Here is a 19,424-nt window from a genome sequence, read left to right as displayed (position 1 = left end):
TCAGCCGTAATTAAACGACTGGAGCACGCCAGTCATCGGAACCCGAAGTACCGGATACTTCGTGGGTCCAGGTGATTTTACGGTAGGTGAACTGCACTTCTTCCAGGTGGGTGAAGTGCGAGTTGCCTGGATCCTGGCAGTTGTGCATTTTGTTGTTGATGGCGACGATGATCGCGTCTTCCAGTTTGGTGGTGTAGTAGTGCTCTTGAGTACCTTGAGCCGAAGTACGGTACCACTGGATAACGATTTCGCTCATGCGCTCGCCGGAGGTCAGAGCCGCTTGCAGCAGAGGCGAAGCCTTGTCGTAGACCTTGGTGATGATCACTGGCTTGTGAACGCGCTGACCGGTTGGCTGACCGGATTGTGGGTCACGCGGGATGATCACGTCGTGGCTGAAAGCCTGAACCATGACCTGGTCTTCGTGGCCTTCCTGGTAGGTGTTGCCAACGGAGTCGGCGGTGAAGGCGCCGGCAGTGATCAGGCCTTGTTTTTCGCCGGTAACCGACATGTACGCTGGTGTTGCCATGGGGTGCTCTCCTTGCGGATAAATTTAGGGTGCCCGGGGCGGAATCGCCCGGTGGGTGCCTGACTGTTATCAAGGAGCGTGCCAGGTTTGTCGAAGGCCCCGGTAGCCGGGGGTGGAGTGGCTCTAGCCTGCGGTTTGGCCGATGTTTTTTGCTGAATTGAGATGGAAAGTGCGCAACTTCTTGCGCAGTACTGCGCAAGAAGTTGCGCACTTGGCTGTAAGCCAGGCCAGTCAAGGCCTGCAGCGAGATGATCAGGTTTTTTTGGCGAACAAGTGCGCAAGAAGTTGCGCAGTAAGGCCAAGGGCCAGCGTCGAGCGTTGCGTCTTGTTGTCACGGTTGCGCTAGAGGCAACATTTGATTCTGTGGCGAGGGAGCTTGCTCCCGCTGGAGTGCGCAGCGCTCCTAAAACGAGGGCCGCTTCGCAGCCCAGCGGGAGCAAGCTCCCTCGCCACAGTCAGAGCGGTTTCAGGCCCAAAGCCTGGGCACACTCCTCAATCGAACGCCGCTGCGTCTGGGCATACAACTCCAGCTCATCAATGGTCGCACGCCCCAGCGCTTGCTCGAATGCCTGGCGGTTGGAATGTTCGCCATAGTGCGTCTGCGCAGCATCCCCAAGGTTCGACTGAAAAATCCCCGCCGCACTAACCGGCAGGAAATCTTCGTACACCAAGGGTTCAGCTTTCACATGACCCTCGCGGAGCAACTCCTCCAGCGATGCGGACGTTAGGCTACCCGCTGTCAGGCCTTTTTCGGTAGGGAAGTAGCGAAAATACGTCAGCTCCTGTTCGCGCATGCCTTCGATGCTGTCAGGAAATTCGCCAAAGTGCTGAGTCATCAGCTCGTTATAGCGTGCGGCGTTGCCTTCGTTGGGGAAGTCACCGAGTTCATCGCGGGCGGCATTCAACAGGCGGTCATACAGCGCCCGGCCCTTGGGCGTCAGCGCCGCGCCGCGTTGTTCGATCTCGCCGAAGCGCGCGCTGTGGCTGCCACGGGTGTTGTGCTGGTCGGTGAAAGTGATCGGCTCATCCAGCGCTTTGAAACTGGTCTGGCGCAGCAGGATGGGGCAGTGCCGACGCGGCGGCCCTTCGATTACCGCTTTCGGGGTGATGCCGTGCACCGGCATTTGCGCCTGAACCCTGTCGATGTCCAGCGTGCGCGGGGTCAGGTGATTGATATGCGGGCCTTTGAACGCCACCACATCGGCGATCAGACGGTGCTGGGCGCTAAGGGTCTGATACTGCGCGGCGGTGACGGTTGCGCTGTGATGCCAGCGAAAGGTCTCCAGGGCCTGCAGGACAAATTCCTCCGCTTCAGGCTCATTCAGCCCACCCGCTGACTCAGCCTGCTCGATCAGGTGCAATACAGCAGGGGTAAAGATCGATCGCTGATTCAGTACCGATTCGGCAAACGCGCGCAGCTCGGGATTCTCGATCAGTTCCAGACGCAGCAACGAAGTGAACACCCGAAACGGACTGACCTGCAGCGCCGCTTCATGCACCGCGCGAAACGCCGTGGAGTGCACCGGCACACCCGCCGGGGTCAAGTCGTAATAACCCACCGGTTGCATGCCCATCACCGCGAACAGCCGGGCGAGGGTCGCCAGCTCTTTGGCCGTGCCGACGCGGATGGCGCCGTGGCGCTCCATGTCCAGCCGTTGGATTTCACCGGTGCTGTCGAGCTGCCGTGCGATGTCCGGCTGAGCCGCCAGCACTTCGCGATTGGTCTGTTCCACCAGTTCCATCAGCGCGCCGTACAACGGCACTTCTTCGCGGTACATGTCGGACATCGCTTTGGAGAAGCGTTGGCGGATCAGGTCGGGGCTGACGAAAGGCTGCACGGTCATGAAAAAAATTCCTGCCACGGTCACGGTTTGGATGGAGGAAAAGATCGCAGCCTTCGCCGGCGGCGGCAAACGAAGAATCCTACGAACTTCATTCTGCCAACGACTGATCCACCAGTTCGATCCAGTGCATAACCTGCGTGCGCCCGGCGCCGGCCAGATGATTCTGACAACCGATGTTGGAGGTGACGATCAAGTCCGGGCGATCGCTTTCCAAGGCGTTGAGGCGGTTGTCGCGCAGTTGCCGGGCAAGGGTCGGTTGCGTCAACGAATAGGTGCCGGCCGAACCACAGCACAAATGCCCGTCCGGCACCGCCGTGAGGTTGAAGCCCAGCCGGGTCAACAGTGTCTCTACCGCGCCGCCGAGTTTCAGCGCGTGTTGCAAGGTGCAGGGGCAATGCACGGCGATCCGGCGTTGGCTGGCGGCGCACAGTTTCTCCAGGGGCTCCCGGGCCAGGATCTGTACCAGATCCAGCGTCCGTTCGCTGATCTGCCGCGCCTTGTCGGCGTAGCGCGGATCCTGTGCCAGCAAATGCCCGTAATCCTTGATGAACGCGCCGCAACCGCTGGCCGTCTGCACGATGGCTTCCGCGCCGTTTTCCAGGTGCGGCCACCACGCGTCGATGTTCTGCCGCGCGCGGTCGAGGCCCTTGGCCTGGGCGTCGAGGTGATAGTCCAGCGCGCCGCAGCAACCGGCCTCGGCCACCGGCGTCACGCTGATCCCCAACCGATCGAGCACCCGCGCCGTCGCATCATTGGTGTTCGGCGACAGGCCCGGTTGCACACAGCCTTCGAGCAACAACACCCGCCGCGCATGGCGCGGAGCAGGGCGTGTGCCAGACGCTGGCGAGCGCTGGGGCAATTTGCTTTCGAACAGGCGCGGCAGCAAAGGCCGGAACGTCGTGCCGACCCGCAACAAGCCCTTGAACACCCCGGGGTTCGGCGCCAGTGCGCGCAGACCCTCGCGTAACAAGCGCTGGGCGGCTGAGCGCGGCACCGCCTGATCGACCACCGCCCGTCCGATATCCAGCAGGTTGTGATAGTCGACACCGGAAGGGCAGGTGGTTTCGCAGTTGCGGCAGGACAGGCAGCGATCCAGATGCAGTTGTGTCTGCTCGGTAGCGGGAGCGCCTTCAAGCACTTGCTTGATCAGATAGATGCGCCCGCGCGGCCCGTCAAGCTCATCGCCGAGTAACTGATAAGTCGGGCAGGTGGCGTTGCAAAAACCGCAATGCACGCAGGTACGGAGGATTTTTTCCGCCTCGGCCGCGCGCGGCAGTTGTCGGGACTCTTCGCTGAGGGTGGTTTGCATGGCTAGAACTCCGCGTACATCCGGCCGGGGTTGAACAGCCCTTGCGGGTCGAGTTGCGCCTTGAGTTGCCGGTGATAACGCATGAGCGTCGGGACTAGCGGCTGGAACGGCGTGTCGCTGGCACCATGGGTAAAGCAGGTGGCGTGCCCGCCGAGTTCCTGGGCGAGAATCTGAATGTGTTGGTGATCGGATTTCAGCCAGCGTTGCGCGCCGGCCCAGTCGAGCAACTGCTGGCCGGGCAAGTCCTGCGGCCCGAGATTGTTCGGCAGCGACAGGCGCCACAGCGGCAGGCCTTCGTCGAAAAAGCTCAGGCGTTGCTCGTTCAAGTCGCGCCAGAACGTTGAACTCAGGGGCTCGCCGCCGAGCCGTTGATGCGCGGCGGTAACCGAGCCTTCGCCGCCCTCAAGGCGCAGATACAGGCTTTGCCCGTCATGGCAGGCGCCGCTGATCGGCAACGGTTGCTGGCTCCACTCGGCCAGTCTGGTCAGCGCCCGCGCGCAATCGATATCGAGGCGGATACTCAGGCACTGGCGCGGTTTCGGCAGGACTTTCAGCGAAACTTCGGTCAGCACGCCGAGGCAGCCGAAACTCCCGGTCAACAGGCGCGAGAGGTCGTAGCCGGCGACGTTTTTCATCACCTCGCCACCGAAGCGCAGGTGCTCGCCGAGGCCGGTGATAACCCGGGTGCCGAGGACAAAATCGCGTACCGAACCTGACCATGGCCGCCGTGGCCCGGACAGTCCGCTGGCAATCATCCCGCCCACCGTGGCGCTGTCGCCGAAGGCCGGCGGCTCACAGGGCAGCATCTGCCCGGCCGCGTCGAGCGCCGCGAGCAACTCGCGCAACGGCGTGCCGGCGCGCACGCTGACCACCAGTTCCGTCGGTTCATAGCGCACGATGCCGCGATGCGCGCGGACGTCGAGCACTTCACCGGCCACTTCGCGGCCGAGAAACGCCTTGCTGTTGCCGCCCTGAATCTTCAGCGGCGTGGCGTTGGCCCGGGCCTGGTTGACCTGATCGAGCAGCGCGCTGCTGGCGTCGAAATCAGCCATCAGAAACGCTCCAGTTCGGGGAATGGCAGTTGTCCGGCATGAATGTGCATCGCGCCGAATTCGGCGCAGCGGTGCAGGGTGGGGATGTTCTTGCCGGGGTTGAGCAAGCCTTGCGGGTCGAACGCGGCTTTTATCGCGTGGAACAGGGTCAGCTCAGCGCTGTTGAACTGCGCGCACATCTGATTGATTTTCTCGCGGCCGACCCCGTGTTCACCGGTGATGCTGCCGCCAACCTGCACGCACAGTTCGAGAATCTTCCCGCCTAACGCTTCGGCGCGATGCAGTTCGCCGGGCTGGTTGGCGTCGAACAGAATCAGCGGGTGCATGTTGCCGTCGCCGGCATGAAACACGTTGGCCACGCGCAAGCCGTATTCGGCGCCGAGGCGGGCGATGCCGTGCAACACGCCGGGCAATTCGCGGCGCGGGATGGTGCCGTCCATGCAGTAGTAATCCGGCGACAAGCGGCCAATCGCCGGAAAGGCGTTTTTGCGCCCGGCCCAGAAGCGCACGCGCTCGGCTTCATCGCGGGCCTGCCGCACTTCGCTGGCGCCGGCCTCGAGCATGACCTCGCGCACCCGCAGGCAATCGTCGTGGACATCGGCTTCGACGCCATCGAGTTCGCACAACAGAATCGCCTCGGCATCAACCGGGTAACCGGCGTGAATGAAGTCTTCAGCGGCGCGGATCGCCAGGTTGTCCATCATTTCCAGGCCCCCGGGAATGATCCCTGCGGCAATGATATCGGCCACGGCGCGGCCAGCCTTTTCCACCGAGTCGAAACTGGCCAGCAAGACTTTGGCGACCTGCGGTTTGGGCAGCAATTTGACCGTGACTTCGGTGATGATCCCCAGCAAGCCTTCGGAGCCGGTAAACAGCGCCAGCAAATCGAAACCCGGCGAGTCGAGGGCCTCGCTGCCCAGCGTCAGACGTTCGCCCTCGATGGTCAGCACTTCGATTTTCAGCAGGTTGTGCACGGTCAGGCCGTACTTGAGGCAATGCACGCCACCGGCGTTTTCCGCGACGTTACCGCCGATCGAGCAGGCGATCTGCGACGACGGATCCGGCGCGTAATACAGGCCGAATGGCGCGGCCGCCTGGGAAATCGCCAGATTGCGCACCCCGGGCTGAACCCGCGCGGTACGGGCCGCCGGGTCGATGTGCAGAATATTGTTGAAACGCGCCATCACCAGCAGCAGGCCTTTTTCCAGCGGCAGCGCACCGCCCGACAACCCGGTGCCAGCACCCCGGGCAACCACCGGCACGTTGTGTTGATGGCAGAGCTTGAGCAGGGCCTGCACCTGATCGAGCCGTCGGGGCAGGGCGACCAGCATCGGCGTGGTGCGGTAGGCGGAGAGACCATCGCACTCGTACGGTTTGAGTTCGTCTTCGCGCCAGAGCAGGTCGAGATCCGGGAGGGCGCGCTGCAGGGTTTTCAGCAACTCGGCCTTGTTCACCTCCGGTAGCGGGCCATCGAGGCGTTCGTCGTAGAGAATGTTCATTTCGACCTTCCGAATCTTTATCGCCAAGAGGGCTTTTTGTGGCGAGGGAGCTTGCTCCCGCCGGGCTGCGCAGCAGACCTGAGATCGATACTGTGGCGGGGCAGGCTAGTCGCATGCGCTGGAGCAGGGCCGCTTCGCGCCCCAGCGGGAGCAAGCTCCCTCGCCACAGTGCCAGCGGTGGGTTTCATCGCTGGTTTCCCAGAAACTCCCGATACAACCGTGCGGTGTTCCCCGGTTGTTCAACCATCGGCATGTGTCCGACACCGTCCCACACTTCGACCCGCAGATTGGCGATGCCCTTGCTCCACACCGGCACGCTGCTGACGTCGATCAAGCGGTCCTTGCGCCCCCACAGCAGCAGCGCCGGGCATTTGATCTCGGCCAGTTTCGGCTCCATGGGTGGGCTGGCGCGAAAGTCGCGGAAGATCTCTTCCAGTTCATCACGCTGGCGTTCGTATCGCTGGGCGATGGCGTCCAGCACCAGCCCGGGCACCCACGGCGGCGAGGCCATGGTCATCGCATAAAACTGGCGGAACTCTTCCCGGGAGTTGATCAGGAACGGGTTATGCCCACGGGCGAGGTGGCGCTCCATGTCGCTGGCCTGCGGTGCAGTGACGCCGGCCGGGTCGATCAGCGCCACCGAGGCGATCCGCTCCGGGTAAGTTGCTGCCAGCCATGCCGCGATGTAGCCACCCATCGAGTTGCCGATCACGTGGACTTTCTCCACGCCGCACACGTCCAGCAGCTGGATCATGCGCTTGGCCTGCAGCGCAATGTCGTAGCCGCCACCGGCCTTGAACCCGGTTTCCCCATGACCGGCGATGTCCGGAATGATCACCCGGTACTGGCGGACAAAATGCCTGGCGAAGCGCAGCCACAGATTCTTCTCGGCGCTGTAGCCGTGCAGCATCAGGATCGCGCTGGCTGCTTCATAGGGACCACCCTGCCAGGTCGAGACGGTCATTTCGGCAATCGGCACCTCGATTTTGTGCAACTTGTACAACTTGGCCTCGAGCGCCGTGCTGAGGTCGTACAACCAATGCCCGACCGCCGGGTAACTCAACCAGCTCCAGGCCACGAAAACCGCGAGAGCGACAAACAGCACAAGCATCGACGTCTTCCTTTTACGTGTTCAGGACAGAATGTGGTCAGCCGGTTTCAGCGTCCGGGTCAACCGGTAGTAGCTGAAACTGAAGCCCGGAAATATCGCGATCACATGACCGCTCTTGCTCTGATACCAACTGTGACAGCCGCCGGACTTCCACACCGTGCGTTCCATCTCACGGTGGATCATTGCAGTGTAGGTACGTTCCGCTGCGGGGCGCACTTCGATGCTGCGCAGGCCTTTTGACTGCAGCGTGTGGATGCAGTCGAGGATGTAATTCATCTGCGCTTCGATGATGAACAGCGCCGAGGTATGCCCGATGCCGGTGTTCGGGCCGGTGACGATAAACAGGTTGGGAAAGTCCGGCAGGCTGGTGCCCAGGTAGGCGCGCGGGTACTGCGCCCAGACATCCTTGAGTTGCACGCCGTGCCTGCCGGTCACCGGATAGGAGACCACGCCGTCGGTGGCGTCGTAGCCGGTCGACCAGATAATCAGATCGACATCGATGTGCTGGCCGTCCGTGGTGGTGATCCCGGTTTCAGCGAGCGAGGCGATGCCTTGTTCGCGGCTGTGCAACGTGACATTGGGCCGGGTCAGCGCCGGGTAATAGGTGCTGGACAGCAGGATGCGCTTGCAACCGATGGTGAAGTCCGGTGTGAGTTTTGCGCGCAATATTGGGTCCGGCACCTGTTGCTTGAGAAAGCGCAGGGCCTGGCGCTGGACCAGGTGAATCGCCGGTTTCGAATATTTGAAGGCGATGACCCGGGTTTCGAATTGCCAGTAGAGCAGCCAGCGCAGCAGCTTGTAAGCCGGTTTCACCCCCAGCAGCCAACGCTGGAAAGGCCCGAATGTGCGATCGGCGCGCGGCAGCACCCAATGTGGCGTGCGCTGGAATACGTGCAATTGCTCGACTTCGGCGGCAATCGCCGGAATCACCTGGGCGGCACTGGCGCCGCTGCCGACGATGGCCACGCGTTTACCGCGGTAGTCGTAGCTGTGATCCCAATTGTTGGTATGAAAAGTCTTGCCTTCAAAGCGATCCTGGCCGGGGAAGGGCGGGATCACCGGTTGGCTCAACGGCCCGGAGGCGTTGATCACGAACTGCGCGTAGAAAATCCCTTTGCTGGTGTGCACCGCCCAGCGCTGTTCGGCATCGTCCCATTCGATGCGTTCGACGTTGGTTTGCAGCTCCACGCGCTCGCGCAGGCCGAAGCGCTCGATGACGTGTTCGGTGTAGTGATGCAATTCGGCCTGGGCGGCGAACATCTGTGTCCAGGGAAATGGCGCGAACGACAACGAATAAAGCGGCGACGGCACATCCACCGCCGCACCGGGGTAGGTGTTCTGGCACCATGTGCCGCCGAAGAAGTCCCTTCTTTCCAGCAAGCGAAAATCGTCGATTCCGGCCTTGAGCAAGTTAACCGCCGCACATTGGCCGCCAAATCCGCTGCCGATGATCAACACTCGGTAGGTCTGCATGGGCCTCCTTCTTATAGTCGTTTTTCCGTTTTCGTCCTTTCAGGTATAGCTAAAAATTTGCCCTGTGCGCGACGGCGATGGCGCGGTATTCAGCGGCTGGCCGGTGATAGCTATTTAACGGCTGCCTGTTAGACTTCCAGCACATCCGTCTGACGGTGTGCGCAGGTTCCGTTGAGTGGTCGAGGCCCTTATGCGAAACAAGGGGGGAAAGGGACTTTCATTGGCCAGGAGGCTTTATACATCGCGAACCCTCGGGCTGGTGCTGGGGCTGTTGTGCGTGAGCGCGGCGATGTACCCGCTAGACCCGCCGCTGTGGGTCTGGGCGTTGATGCTGTTCAATGGCCTGCTCTGGCCGCACCTGGCGTTTCAATGGGCCCGTCGTGCCAGCGTTCCTTACCATGCGGAACACCGCAATCTGTTGGTTGATGCCTTTATGGGCGGCTTCTGGGTCGCCGCCATGCAGTTCAATCCGCTGCCCAGTGCCACCACCATTTCGATGATGGCGATGAATAACGTCGCCATCGGCGGATTACGTTTTCTCGCCGCAGGCCTGGCGGCGCAGATCCTCGGTATCGGCGTCGGCCTGGTGGTTTTCGCCCCGGCGTTCATCCCGCAAACTTCGCCTCTGCAGCTTTATGCCTGCCTGCCGTTGCTGATGCTGTACCCGCTGGCACTGGGCTGGATCTGCTTTCGCCAAGCCTACACGCTGGGCCTGCACAAGCGTGAGCTACTGGCCCTGAGTCGCACCGACAGCCTCACCGGACTGCTCAATCACGGCGCGTGGAAGGATCAACTGGAAATCGCCTTTCAACGTTGCCGCCGGCAGCAGCAGGGCGCAGCGATCGCGTTGATCGACATCGATCACTTCAAGGCGATCAACGACACCTACGGGCATGTGGCGGGTGACATCGTGCTGCGCCAGTTGAGCAAAATGCTCAAGCAGAACCTGCGCGCTGCGGACGTCGCCGGGCGCTATGGCGGCGACGAGTTTTGCGTGATCCTGCCTGACCTGCCGCTGTTCAATGCCGCGCAGGCCATGGAAGCCTTGCGCGAGCGTTTCGCCACCCTGGGTTACGAGCAGAACCCGGCGCTCAAGGTCAGTCTGAGCATTGGTCTGGCGGCTTACGAACCAGCACACGGCGACGCGACCCGTTGGCTCAATGATGCGGATCAGGCGCTGTACGAGGCCAAGGCGAGCGGGCGCAATCGGGTGATCTGCAACAGTGATGATCTGCCGAAGCAGGAACTGCTCGATTCGGTCTGACTGCCCAGCACAATTTCCTCCTACAGGTGTTCGGTGTCGGCCGCAGAGATGTCGCATCCGGTATAGAGCCTTGCGTCGATGTCAGGTACGGTTCAATTCCCCCCGACGCGAAACAAGGATCGATTCATGACGTTCTCATTTTCCCGCTCGCTGCTGGCCGCCAGCCTCGGCCTGTCCCTCGTCCTCAGCTCCGCCAGCGCCTTCGCCGAACCGCACAAGCAAGTGCTGGCGGATGCCGAGCAGTATCAGCCCGAAGCCCTGAAACTGCTGGAACGGCTGGTCAACATCGACTCCGGTTCCGGTTATGAACCGGGCCTGAAACAAGTCAGCGAGATCGCCATCGATGAGCTGAAGAAGCTCGGCGCCACCATCGAACTGGTGCCCAATACCCCGGAAAAATCCAACCACGTGTTGGCGACCTTCAAGGGCACCGGCAAGGCGAAAATCCTCTTGATGGCGCACATGGACACGGTGTTCAAGGAAGGCTCCGCCGCCGAGCGCCCGTTCCACATCAAGGACGGCCGCGCCTACGGGCCGGGGGTGATGGACGACAAGGGCGGCATCGTCGCCGGGATCTACGCGCTGAAAATTCTGAAGAACCTCGACTTCAAGGACTATGCGCAAATCACCTTCCTGCTCGACGCCAGCGAGGAAACCGGCTCCGACGTCGCCACCGACCTGATCAAGAAAACCGCCAAGGCTCACGACGTGACCCTCAACCTCGAACCGGGGCGTCCGGCCGATGGTCTGGTGGTGTGGCGCAAAGGCAGCGCGACCGCGCTGGTCGAGGTCAAGGGTAAGGCGGCACATGCCGGAGTCGCGCCGGAACTGGGGCGGAACGCGGCGATGGAAGCGGCGCACCAGATTCTGCAACTGGGCAAACTCGGCGACGAAGCGAAGAAAACCACCATCAACTTCACCGTGCTCCAGGCCGGTGATCGCACCAACGTGATCCCGGATCACGCCACCGCCAAGGCTGACGTGCGTGCGGCGGTGCCGGAAGAGTTCGACCGGATCGAGAAAGACCTGGCGCGAGTGTCGCAGGACAAGCTGATCGCTGAAACCGAAGTCACCACCAGCCTCAAACGCGGACTGCCACCGATGCCGCAGACGGCAGAGTCGGATCGCTTGATGGCCATGGCGCAAGGGATTTACGGCGAGATCGGCCGCAAGCTGACCGAAGAGGGCAGTGGTGGCGCGGCGGATGCCAGCCTGTCCGCCGGCGTGGGCACACCGACGCTGGACGGTTTCGGGATTGTCGGCGGCAATATTCATACGCCTGAGGAATACGCCGAAGTGGCGAGCGTGGCGCCGCGGATTTATCTGTTGTCGCGGATGATCATGGAATTGGCCAAGCGCTGACTCCCTCGGATTGGCGGAGCTGCAACTGACGCCTTCGCGAGCAAGCCCGCTCCCACAATGGATCTGTGCCGAACACCAATGCTGTGTTCACTGAAGATCCACTGCGGGAGCGGGCTTGCTCGCGAAGGCGGCGGGCCAGGCTAAATGGGTGTTGAATGTGCCGACGTCATCGCGAGCAGGCTCACTCCTACATGGGATCCGTGTTCAACACCAAAGCGGTGTTCACTGAAAGATCCACTGTGGGAGCGGGCTTGCTCGCGAAGGCGGCGGGTCAGGCTAAATGGGTGTTGAATGTGCCGACGTCATCGCGAGCAGGCTCACTCCTACATGGGATTTGTGCCGAACACCCATGCTGTGTTCACTGAAGATCCACTGTGGGAGCGGGCTTGCTCGCGAAGGCGGCGGGTCAGGCTAAATGGGTGTTGAATGTGCCGACGTCATCGCGAGCAGGCTCACTCCTACATGGGATCTGTGTTCAACACCCATGCTGTGTTCACTGAAGATCCACTGTGGGAGCGAGCCTGCTCGCGAAGAGGCCAGTCCTGACCGCAGCTTATTCCTTGACGCTCATGTATTCCTTCGCCCACAGAATGTAATCCTCAGGCTGGGTATAGGTGTGCGTCAGCTCGGTGGCGCTCAGGTCCGAGGCCTGGGTGAAGATCTGGCGTTGTTCGCGCAGGCTGTCGTAGGTCGCCTTGATCGCGGCGAAGTAGGCGCCGTGGCCGTCGATGGTCACGCGCACCCCGAGTTCGGCCAGGCGCTTGTCGTCGCGCAGCGCCGGGTTGCCGTAGGTCACCAGCATCAGCGGGACCGTCAGGTGTTCGGCGATTTGCTCGAGCTGATCGAAGTCCTGCACCCCGACCATGCAGATGCCGTCGGCACCGGCGGCCTGATACTGCTTGGTGCGGCTGATGATTTCCTGATTCGGCAGAATCCCGGCATTGGTGCGGGCGATGATTGCCATTTCCGAATCGACCCGGGCTTCCAGCGCCGCGCGGATCTTGCCGACGCCTTCGGCGACCGAGATCAGGTCGGTGGACTTACGGCCGAATTGCGCCGGCAGCAGGGTGTCTTCGATGGTCAGGGCGGCGACGCCGGCGCGTTCCAGTTCGACGATGGTGCGCATCACGTTGAGGGCGTTGCCGTAACCGTGGTCGGCGTCGGCGATCACTGGCAACTGGGCAACGCGGCCGATGCGGGTGGCCTGTTCGGCGAACTCGCTGAGGGTGATCAGGGCAAAGTCGGGGGCGCCCAGCACCTGCAACGAGGCCACGGAGCCGCCGAGGATCCCCACTTCAAAACCCAGGTCTGCGGCAATGCGCGCGGACATCGGGTCGAACACCGAGGCGGTGTGGTAGCAGGTGTCGGAAGCCAGCAATTGACGGAAGTTACGGCGCAAATCTTGATGGGAAAGCCTGGTCATACGAGTTCCACCAATACAAAGGAATGGAACGGCTTGAGCAAAGGTGTCAACGCCGAAGAATGAAAAGGCTATCACGCGAATGGGTCAAGGTTCATGACGAATTTGCGAGTGAGGCGTTGATGAAGGATCCAGCGGCTGAAAGGTTTCATCGGCAGTCAGCGGATTTTCACTGGCTAAACCGCAGATCAGGCCGCTACCGCCTGTTGCTGTTGCCTCGGCAGCAGCACGGCGCGCACCGAATTGCCCGGTTGCAGTTGCAGGCGCTTTGCGGTGAGGCGATCGACCACCAGGGTATTGCCGACCAGACGACCGGGGGCCACGGTGATGCGGCAGTTCTCCAGGCGCCGGTTGTGGATCAGCCACAACGGTGCCTGATCGTCCGGCGTGCCGAGACTCAGGGTCAGCGCCAGGCTGTCGCGCACGGTACGAATGTTGCTGATCGGTGCTTCGATCACCGGGCCACCGTCGAAGATGTCGATGTAGCCCTTATGCACAAATCCTTCTTCGCGCAGGATCTTCAGCGCGGGCTCGGTATTGGGATGCGCCTGGCCGATGGCCGCCTGTGCCTGTTCGGTAAGCATGCAGGTGTACAACGGCTGGCGCGGCATCAGTTCGGCGATGAACGACTTGTTGCCCAGACCCGATAAGTGGTCGGCATGGCTGAAGTCCATCTGGAAGAAGTGCCGGCCCAGACTGTCCCAGAACGGCGAGCAGCCGAGTTCATCGGCACTGCCACGCAGTTCGGCGATCATCCTCTCGCCAAACAGTTGCGGAAATTCGGCCACGAACAGCAGCCGCCCGAGCGACAGCAGCCGGCCATTGTTGCCATGGCGTTGCTCATGCTGAAGGAACAGCGAACACAGTTCCGACTGGCCGGTCAGCTCGTTATTGAGAAACAGTGTGGGGATCTGCCGCGAAATGCCCAGATCCGGTGCCGAACTCACGGTCAGGCCGACTCGGTAGTTGTACCACGGCTCGCGCAGGCCTACCGCGCCGGTCAGGGCGCTGACGCCGACCACCCGCAGGTCGTCATCTTCAAGCACGAACAGATAATCGGCGTCGGCCCGTTCCACTTGTCCGGAAAACGCGCGCTGGGCCCAACGCACCCGGTGGGCGAGGCGATCCTCATTGGCCGGGAGGGTGGTGAACCCCGGGCCGGCCTGTTGAACCAGAGTCATCAGTGCTGGCAGGTCGCTGACTTTGACCGGACGGACGATCATGCGGTAACTCCTTGTACGCGCCGGTTCGGGCACTGTCGTTGGGTATGCAACCGGGCGCGGTTCACAGGGCGGTCAGCCTGATCGTGCAGCCATCGGTGACCTTCAGCGCCGCGCACAGGGCCGGCGTCAGCGACAGCGGTTGATCGGGCTGGTAATCCAGTTCGGCGACGATGGCCCGGAAACCGTGCAGCGCGTCGTTGCTCAGCAGGTAATGGCCGCGGGCGTCGATCTGCGCCTGCTCGCGCACGCTGGCTGTCTTGCTGTGGGCGATAGAACGGATGTTCGCGGTGCGCGCATACAGGGTCGGACCGGCGTCGAACAGGTCGATGTAGCTGTTGGTTTCAAAGCCTTCGCGTTCGAGGATGTCGAACGCTTCCTGGCCGTCCGGGTGAATCCGGCCGATGCATTCCTGCGCTGCCGGAGGCAGCATCGGTACGTAAATCGGGTATTGCGGCATCAGTTCGGCGAGAAACGTGCGGCTTTGCAGACCGCACAGGCGTTCGGCCTCGACGTAGGGCAGGTCGAAGAAGTGTTTGCCCAGTGCGTCCCAGAACGGCGAATGACCGTTCTCATCGCTATAGCCGACGATCTCGGTGATCACCGCATCGGCAAAGCGTTGTGCGTGAGCGGCGATGAACAGCAGGCGTGCCCGCGACAGCAATTCGGAAAAGGCGCTGCGCACCAGTGCGTTGTCGATGTGAAACCCGCGCAATAGCGTGTGTCCGCTGAGGTCGTGACACAGTGACAACGCCGGCACCCCGTGCTCGATGTTCAGTTCCCGCGAAGCACTGGTGAAGTGGCGATTGCGCAAGCTGTAGAACGGTTCGTTGAAACCGGCCGTGGCGAGGATCTCCGAGCAACCGACCAGCCGTTGAGTGTCGAGGTCTTCCAGCACGAAGAAGTAGTTCTCCGGGCCTTGCGCCTGAATGTCGTTGTCGAACGAGGCACAGGAGCCGGCGATTTTTTCGCGCAGGCGTTCGCTGTCGTCAGGCAGCGACGTGACGCCGACCAGGCTGTCGCGGGCCAGCTGCTGCAATTGCGTCAGGTCGGTTGTCTCGACTGGGCGTAAGACCAGCATGGATGCACTCCTGTATCAAAGGGTCCGGTGATCCCCACCGAACCTGACTATCACTGTCGGTTGCCACGCTTTAAAGCGGCGGTCGCCTGATTTGATGTCAGACGCCGCTCTTTTTCTTGTCAGCCATTGCTCGGGTCAGGCAGCGCTGTGCTGGCGCCGAGCTTGTTCAGGAAGAACAGGTACACCAGACCCAGCGCAATCCAGATCAGCCCGAGTTTCTGCGCATCGACGCCCATGTTGTACATGATGGCGGCGACGATGATGAAGCCGATCACCGGGCAGATCAGATGGCGTACGACCTGACCGGACTTCTGCCGACGCCAGTAGTAGTTGATCACTGTCAGGTGCAGCAGCATGAAACCGCTGAGGGCACCGAAGTTGACCAGCGAGGTCAGGGTGTCGACCGAATTGATGAACAGGTAGCAGATCACCAGCGACAGCACCGCCACCAGATAAATGCTCAGGTACGGGGTGTTGTGCTTCGGGTGCACCTTGGCCAGGACTTTTGGCAACTTGCCATCGCGGGCCATGCCGAACAGCAGGCGCGACACTGCCGCTTGCGAGGTGATCGCTACTGCGACACCCCAGGCCAGCGCGGTCGCCACCCCGGTCAGGGTGGCCAGCCAGCTGCCAGCGGCGATTTCGGCGATTTCATAGAACGCGGTGTCGGCGGACTTGAAGCCCATGCCGGCGGCCAGATCGGTGGCGATCCAGGTCTGTACGACGAAAATCACGCCCATCACCACCAGCGTGATCAACGCTGCGCGGCCGACGCTGCGGCCCGGATCGCCTTTGATTTCTTCGGCGAGGGTCGAGATCGCATCGAAGCCAAGGAACGACAGCACGGCAATCGACACCGCTTGCATCAGCAGGGCGAAATTGAACGTTTCCGGGTGATACAGCGGCGCCAGGGTCAGCTCGCCGTTGCCGCCACCGTTGTGCAAAGCGTTCCAGGCATAGAACAGGAAAATCCCCAACACCACCAGCTGTGCCAGCAGGAAGATGATGTTCATCCGTGCGGTGAAGGTGATGCCGCGCAGGTTGACGAATGTCGCGCTGACCAGAAACGCCAGAATGAAGCCGACCTTCGGAATGTCCGGGTACAGATGGTTGAGGGCCATCGCCGCGTAGACGTACAGCAGCGGTGGAATCAGCAGGTAGTCGAGCAGCATCAGCCAGCCGGCGATGAAACCGACGTGTTGATTGAGGCCGCGTTGTGCGTAGGAATACACCGAACCGGCGATCGGAAACGCCTTGGCCATGCTGCCGTAGCTCAGCGCGGTGAACAGCATCGCGACCATGCCGATGATGTAGGCCAGCGGCACCATTCCGGGCGCCTCGGCATTCACGTAGCCATACACGCCGAAGGGGGCGATGGGGATCATGAAGATCATCCCGTACACCACCAGGTCGGTCAGTGTCAGGCTACGTTTCAACTCCTGTTTGTAGCCGAACTCTTCTATTTCCATGAAGCGCAACTCCTTGTCAGCCTATCCAGCGTTTTAGTTGTTATGTCGATCCATCGTTACAGCGTCAGCAGTCTTGCAGCATTCTTTACAGCAGCGGCGCCAGGCGCTCGGCCCACAACGATACCGCTTCGGGGCTGCGCAGCAGGTCGTTGCGCACCTCGATCAACACCGATTCCAGCCCCCGGGCATCGCCGTGCACTGGCACGGTCATGTCGCCCAGCGGATCAACCCGGTACGGCTGGTTGCCCGCGACGTTCAACGGGTGCTGGCCGAGGCCATCGATCACCCGTTGCGCATAGGCGCCGGCCTGACCGAACAGCACGCCGACTTCCAGCGGGCGCGGCTGGCCGTAATACACCGGGGTAAAACTGTGAATCCCCACTACCCGCACCGCCTGGCCTTGTGCAACGCGCTGGTCGATCAGGGTCTGCAGCCGGGCGTGAAACGGTTTGAACAGGGTCTGGCGCCGGTATTCGCGCGTGGCTTCGTCCAGCTCGCGGTTACCCGGCACCTGATAAATCTCGCTCTGCGCCGGAATGCTGTCGGGCGCATGCCGGGGCCGATTGAGGTCGATCAGCAGCCGTGAATAGTTGGCGCTCAACAGCGTTGCCCCGAGTGTCTCCGAGAGCTTTTCGGCCAGTTGCAATGCGCCGATGTCCCAGGCGATGTGCTCGCGCGCGGCTGCATCGTCCAGGCCCAGATTGTTCAGGGCCTCGGGGATGTAGCGGCTGGCGTGCTCGCACACGAGGATCAACGGATGCGATGAATCTTCGCGGCTCAGGTTGTAGACCGGGCGGGTGTACAACCCCAGCTCGGCGGATTCAGTACAGGCGTGCATAGTGCTCACACAGGTCAGCGGGCGAGAGCTGTTCCGTCAGCGCCAGTTCCTCGGTTTTAAGGGCGTGGTACGTGTCGAGCAACGGCTTGGGCAGCCATTGATTGAAGGCTGCACTGTCACGCAGGCAATCCAGCGCCTGGGCCAGCGAGGCGGGCAGGGCCACAATGCCCCGGGCCTTGCGTTGCTCGTCGTTGAGTGAATCGGGAATTTCATCGGTGATCGCGTTCAGCGCCAGACGCTGTTCGATGCCCAGCCGGCCGGCAATCAGCAGCGCGGCCATTGCCAGATGCGGCGAGGCGGTGGCGTCCATGGCGCGGAATTCCAGGTTGTACTGCGCCGCCACGGATTTGCCGCCCAGGCTCACGGTCGGACAAATGCGCAGCGCCGCTTCACGGTTCTGCTGCCCCAGACACGCATAGGACGCGCTCCAGTGGTGTGGCTGCAAACGCTCGTACGACACCGGTGTCGGCGCGGTGAACGCACACAGCACCGGCAGGTAATGCAGGATCCCTGCGGCCCAATGCTGGCCGAGGGTCGACAGACCGTTGCTGGTGCCGGCGTCGTAGAGCAGTGGCAGACCTTGCAGGTCGAGCAGGCTGATGTGCAGGTGCACGCCGTTGCACACCGCGTCAGCCTTGGTTTTCGGCGCGAAACTGACGTCGACGCCCATTTGTCGGGCGATTTCGCGGGTGATCTCGCGCACGTTGACCGCACGATCCGCCGCCGCCACGCCGAGGGTCGGCCGGCAGGTGATTTCGTATTGGTGCTTGCCGTATTCGGGCAGGAACATTTCCGGCTCAACGCCACCCGCGCGCAGCGCGCTGAGCAGCCAGCCGCCGAACTCGGCCCCCTGACGCTGGGCTTCGAGGGAAAACGCCAGATGCTCGGCGAAGCCGGCATGCAGGTTGAATTCGTGTTCGAACGCCGCGTTGACCTGCAAACCGAGGTCGTCGCGATAGCGCTCGATTTCATCGCGCAACAACGTGCGCGGGCAAGCGCTCCACGGCCGGCCATCGGTCTCGCGGATGTCGCCATGGATGAAGTCCAGCGCCGGTGCTGCGGCGTCCGGGCCATTACCGACCGTCACGCGACTGGCCAGATCGGGAATCAACCGCAAATCACCATAAGCGCCCCATGGGTTGGTCGAGGCGATGATGTCCTGAGGCGTCAGTGCGCTGTTGGCTGGCACCCAGCCGCACCCGGCCGCTTGATAATGTTCCAGCTGATCGGTGGGAAACGAGCGGCCACGGGTGATGCCGATCAGGTCGGTGGTGACGATGGTGGTCATCGGCAACGGCGTCAGGCGCTCACTCATGGACGCATCTCCTGCAAGCGGCCGAGCACGGTTTGTGTGTCAGTGATCCAGCAGTAACCCTTGATCGCGTTCAGGCAGGCGTCATGCCGCGCCGGGGTGTAGGTGGCGCAGGCGTCTTCGACCAGCGTCACCAGATAGCCACGGTCGGCGGCATCCCGCACGGCCATGTCGACGCACTGGTCGGTGACGATGCCGGCAATGATCAGGTGGCGGGTTTCGAGGTTACGCAGGACGTAATCGATGTTGGTCGAGTTGAACACCCCGGACGAGGTTTTCGGCAACACGATTTCGTTTTCCACCGGGGTCAGGTCGTCGATGATCCGCGCCTGGGTGCTGCCCTTGGGCAAGTGCATGTCCGACAGTTTGTGATCCAGCGAGCGGTCGCGACCGTCGGCGGTCAGGCTTTCGATAATCGTGTGCAGCACATTCTGCCGCGCTTCGCGAAAGGCACTGAGCAAGCGGCGCTGGTTGGGCACCACCTGCATGTGCGCGCGGGTCAGGAAATACTCGGCATCCGGGCCGTTCAGGTGCGGGTCGAACTGCGGTTCGAGCCAGGCACGCTGCATGTCCACCAGCAACAGAGCGGTGTGACCGGTGACGAACGGCAAATCCCGCGGCGAGCGGTGGGGAAGACTGAACAT

General features: G+C 62.1%; 16 protein-coding genes. 2 read left to right on the top strand and 14 right to left on the bottom strand.

Features of this window, described 5'->3' with window-relative positions:
• Positions 1-10: 10 nt before the first annotated feature.
• The 7 genes from V3W27_RS15515 to V3W27_RS15485 all read right to left on the bottom strand — a co-directional run bounded on the left by V3W27_RS15515 (position 11) and on the right by V3W27_RS15485 (position 8,814).
• Positions 11-526 carry an Hcp family type VI secretion system effector gene (locus V3W27_RS15515; RefSeq protein ID WP_003226246.1) on the bottom strand — a complete coding sequence of 172 codons (516 nt, stop codon included), beginning with the start codon at positions 524-526 and terminating at the stop codon, positions 11-13.
• Between the two features lie 455 nt (positions 527-981).
• Positions 982-2,370, bottom strand: a complete 1,389-nt coding sequence (gene hglS, locus V3W27_RS15510) for a 2-oxoadipate dioxygenase/decarboxylase HglS (protein ID WP_330206990.1) — start codon at positions 2,368-2,370, stop codon at positions 982-984.
• 88 nt (positions 2,371-2,458) lie between these two features.
• Positions 2,459-3,679, bottom strand: coding sequence for a glycolate oxidase subunit GlcF (gene glcF / locus V3W27_RS15505; protein ID WP_330206989.1), 1,221 nt, complete (start codon positions 3,677-3,679; stop codon positions 2,459-2,461).
• Between the two features lie 2 nt (positions 3,680-3,681).
• Positions 3,682-4,731, bottom strand: coding sequence for a glycolate oxidase subunit GlcE (gene glcE / locus V3W27_RS15500; RefSeq protein WP_330206988.1), 1,050 nt, complete (start codon positions 4,729-4,731; stop codon positions 3,682-3,684).
• Entirely contained in the window at positions 4,731-6,230 is a 1,500-nt protein-coding gene (gene glcD / locus V3W27_RS15495; RefSeq protein ID WP_330206987.1) for a glycolate oxidase subunit GlcD, read from the bottom strand. Before glcD ends, glcE begins: the two co-directional genes overlap by 1 nt.
• A gap of 184 nt (positions 6,231-6,414) precedes the next feature.
• On the bottom strand, positions 6,415-7,341 hold the full coding sequence (locus V3W27_RS15490) for an alpha/beta fold hydrolase (RefSeq protein ID WP_330206986.1): 927 nt from the start codon (positions 7,339-7,341) through the stop codon (positions 6,415-6,417).
• Positions 7,342-7,362: 21 nt separating this feature from the next.
• Positions 7,363-8,814: a flavin-containing monooxygenase gene (locus V3W27_RS15485; protein WP_330206985.1), complete on the bottom strand. Its 1,452-nt coding sequence runs from the start codon at positions 8,812-8,814 to the stop codon at positions 7,363-7,365.
• A gap of 190 nt (positions 8,815-9,004) precedes the next feature.
• On the opposite strand from V3W27_RS15485, the gene V3W27_RS15480 reads away from it, so the two are divergent.
• Both V3W27_RS15480 and V3W27_RS15475 read left to right on the top strand, forming a co-directional pair.
• Positions 9,005-10,078, top strand: a complete 1,074-nt coding sequence (locus tag V3W27_RS15480) for a diguanylate cyclase (RefSeq protein ID WP_096796510.1) — start codon at positions 9,005-9,007, stop codon at positions 10,076-10,078.
• A gap of 126 nt (positions 10,079-10,204) precedes the next feature.
• Positions 10,205-11,440 carry a M20/M25/M40 family metallo-hydrolase gene (locus V3W27_RS15475; RefSeq protein WP_027611634.1) on the top strand — a complete coding sequence of 412 codons (1,236 nt, stop codon included), beginning with the start codon at positions 10,205-10,207 and terminating at the stop codon, positions 11,438-11,440.
• A 553-nt stretch (positions 11,441-11,993) separates the two neighbouring features.
• Here V3W27_RS15475 and V3W27_RS15470 read toward each other — a convergent pair.
• From V3W27_RS15470 to V3W27_RS15440, 7 genes are all read right to left on the bottom strand, one after another.
• On the bottom strand, positions 11,994-12,863 hold the full coding sequence (locus tag V3W27_RS15470; protein WP_007968750.1) for an isocitrate lyase/PEP mutase family protein: 870 nt from the start codon (positions 12,861-12,863) through the stop codon (positions 11,994-11,996).
• A gap of 185 nt (positions 12,864-13,048) precedes the next feature.
• Positions 13,049-14,083 (bottom strand): arginine N-succinyltransferase, encoded by a 1,035-nt coding sequence (gene astA / locus V3W27_RS15465; RefSeq protein ID WP_330206984.1) that lies wholly within the window; start codon positions 14,081-14,083, stop codon positions 13,049-13,051.
• 61 nt (positions 14,084-14,144) lie between these two features.
• Positions 14,145-15,161: an arginine N-succinyltransferase gene (locus V3W27_RS15460; protein ID WP_330206983.1), complete on the bottom strand. Its 1,017-nt coding sequence runs from the start codon at positions 15,159-15,161 to the stop codon at positions 14,145-14,147.
• 119 nt (positions 15,162-15,280) lie between these two features.
• Positions 15,281-16,630, bottom strand: coding sequence for an APC family permease (locus V3W27_RS15455; protein ID WP_183780776.1), 1,350 nt, complete (start codon positions 16,628-16,630; stop codon positions 15,281-15,283).
• A gap of 85 nt (positions 16,631-16,715) precedes the next feature.
• Entirely contained in the window at positions 16,716-17,468 is a 753-nt protein-coding gene (locus tag V3W27_RS15450) for an N-formylglutamate amidohydrolase (RefSeq protein WP_097088806.1), read from the bottom strand.
• Positions 17,452-18,783, bottom strand: coding sequence for a glutamine synthetase (locus V3W27_RS15445; RefSeq protein WP_115989439.1), 1,332 nt, complete (start codon positions 18,781-18,783; stop codon positions 17,452-17,454). The genes V3W27_RS15450 and V3W27_RS15445 overlap by 17 nt, the downstream gene beginning before the upstream one ends.
• A complete protein-coding gene (locus V3W27_RS15440; RefSeq protein WP_027611640.1) occupies positions 18,780-19,424 on the bottom strand; it encodes an isochorismatase family cysteine hydrolase in 645 nt (214 codons plus the stop codon). Before V3W27_RS15440 ends, V3W27_RS15445 begins: the two co-directional genes overlap by 4 nt.

The sequence above is a fragment of the Pseudomonas sp. AM14(2022) genome, assembly GCF_036346455.1.
GTDB classification, from domain to species: domain Bacteria; phylum Pseudomonadota; class Gammaproteobacteria; order Pseudomonadales; family Pseudomonadaceae; genus Aquipseudomonas; species Aquipseudomonas putida_A.
Note: the sequence above shows the minus strand (reverse complement) of the source record. Positions and strands in the feature narration are given on the sequence as shown.

What these genes read in the sequence shown, in the direction of transcription:
- V3W27_RS15515 (WP_003226246.1), bottom strand. Translation starts at nt 526, where the DNA reads ATGGCAACACCAGCGTACATGTCGGTTACCGGCGAAAAACAAGGCCTG.
- V3W27_RS15450 (WP_097088806.1), bottom strand. Translation starts at nt 17,468, where the DNA reads ATGCACGCCTGTACTGAATCCGCCGAGCTGGGGTTGTACACCCGCCCG.
- V3W27_RS15480 (WP_096796510.1), top strand. Translation starts at nt 9,005, where the DNA reads ATGCGAAACAAGGGGGGAAAGGGACTTTCATTGGCCAGGAGGCTTTAT.
- glcF (WP_330206989.1), bottom strand. Translation starts at nt 3,679, where the DNA reads ATGCAAACCACCCTCAGCGAAGAGTCCCGACAACTGCCGCGCGCGGCC.
- V3W27_RS15445 (WP_115989439.1), bottom strand. Translation starts at nt 18,783, where the DNA reads ATGAGTGAGCGCCTGACGCCGTTGCCGATGACCACCATCGTCACCACC.
- V3W27_RS15490 (WP_330206986.1), bottom strand. Translation starts at nt 7,341, where the DNA reads ATGCTTGTGCTGTTTGTCGCTCTCGCGGTTTTCGTGGCCTGGAGCTGG.
- V3W27_RS15470 (WP_007968750.1), bottom strand. Translation starts at nt 12,863, where the DNA reads ATGACCAGGCTTTCCCATCAAGATTTGCGCCGTAACTTCCGTCAATTG.
- V3W27_RS15475 (WP_027611634.1), top strand. Translation starts at nt 10,205, where the DNA reads ATGACGTTCTCATTTTCCCGCTCGCTGCTGGCCGCCAGCCTCGGCCTG.
- V3W27_RS15460 (WP_330206983.1), bottom strand. Translation starts at nt 15,161, where the DNA reads ATGCTGGTCTTACGCCCAGTCGAGACAACCGACCTGACGCAATTGCAG.
- astA (WP_330206984.1), bottom strand. Translation starts at nt 14,083, where the DNA reads ATGATCGTCCGTCCGGTCAAAGTCAGCGACCTGCCAGCACTGATGACT.
- V3W27_RS15455 (WP_183780776.1), bottom strand. Translation starts at nt 16,630, where the DNA reads ATGGAAATAGAAGAGTTCGGCTACAAACAGGAGTTGAAACGTAGCCTG.
- V3W27_RS15485 (WP_330206985.1), bottom strand. Translation starts at nt 8,814, where the DNA reads ATGCAGACCTACCGAGTGTTGATCATCGGCAGCGGATTTGGCGGCCAA.
- V3W27_RS15440 (WP_027611640.1), bottom strand. Translation starts at nt 19,424, where the DNA reads ATGTTCAGTCTTCCCCACCGCTCGCCGCGGGATTTGCCGTTCGTCACC.
- glcE (WP_330206988.1), bottom strand. Translation starts at nt 4,731, where the DNA reads ATGGCTGATTTCGACGCCAGCAGCGCGCTGCTCGATCAGGTCAACCAG.
- glcD (WP_330206987.1), bottom strand. Translation starts at nt 6,230, where the DNA reads ATGAACATTCTCTACGACGAACGCCTCGATGGCCCGCTACCGGAGGTG.
- hglS (WP_330206990.1), bottom strand. Translation starts at nt 2,370, where the DNA reads ATGACCGTGCAGCCTTTCGTCAGCCCCGACCTGATCCGCCAACGCTTC.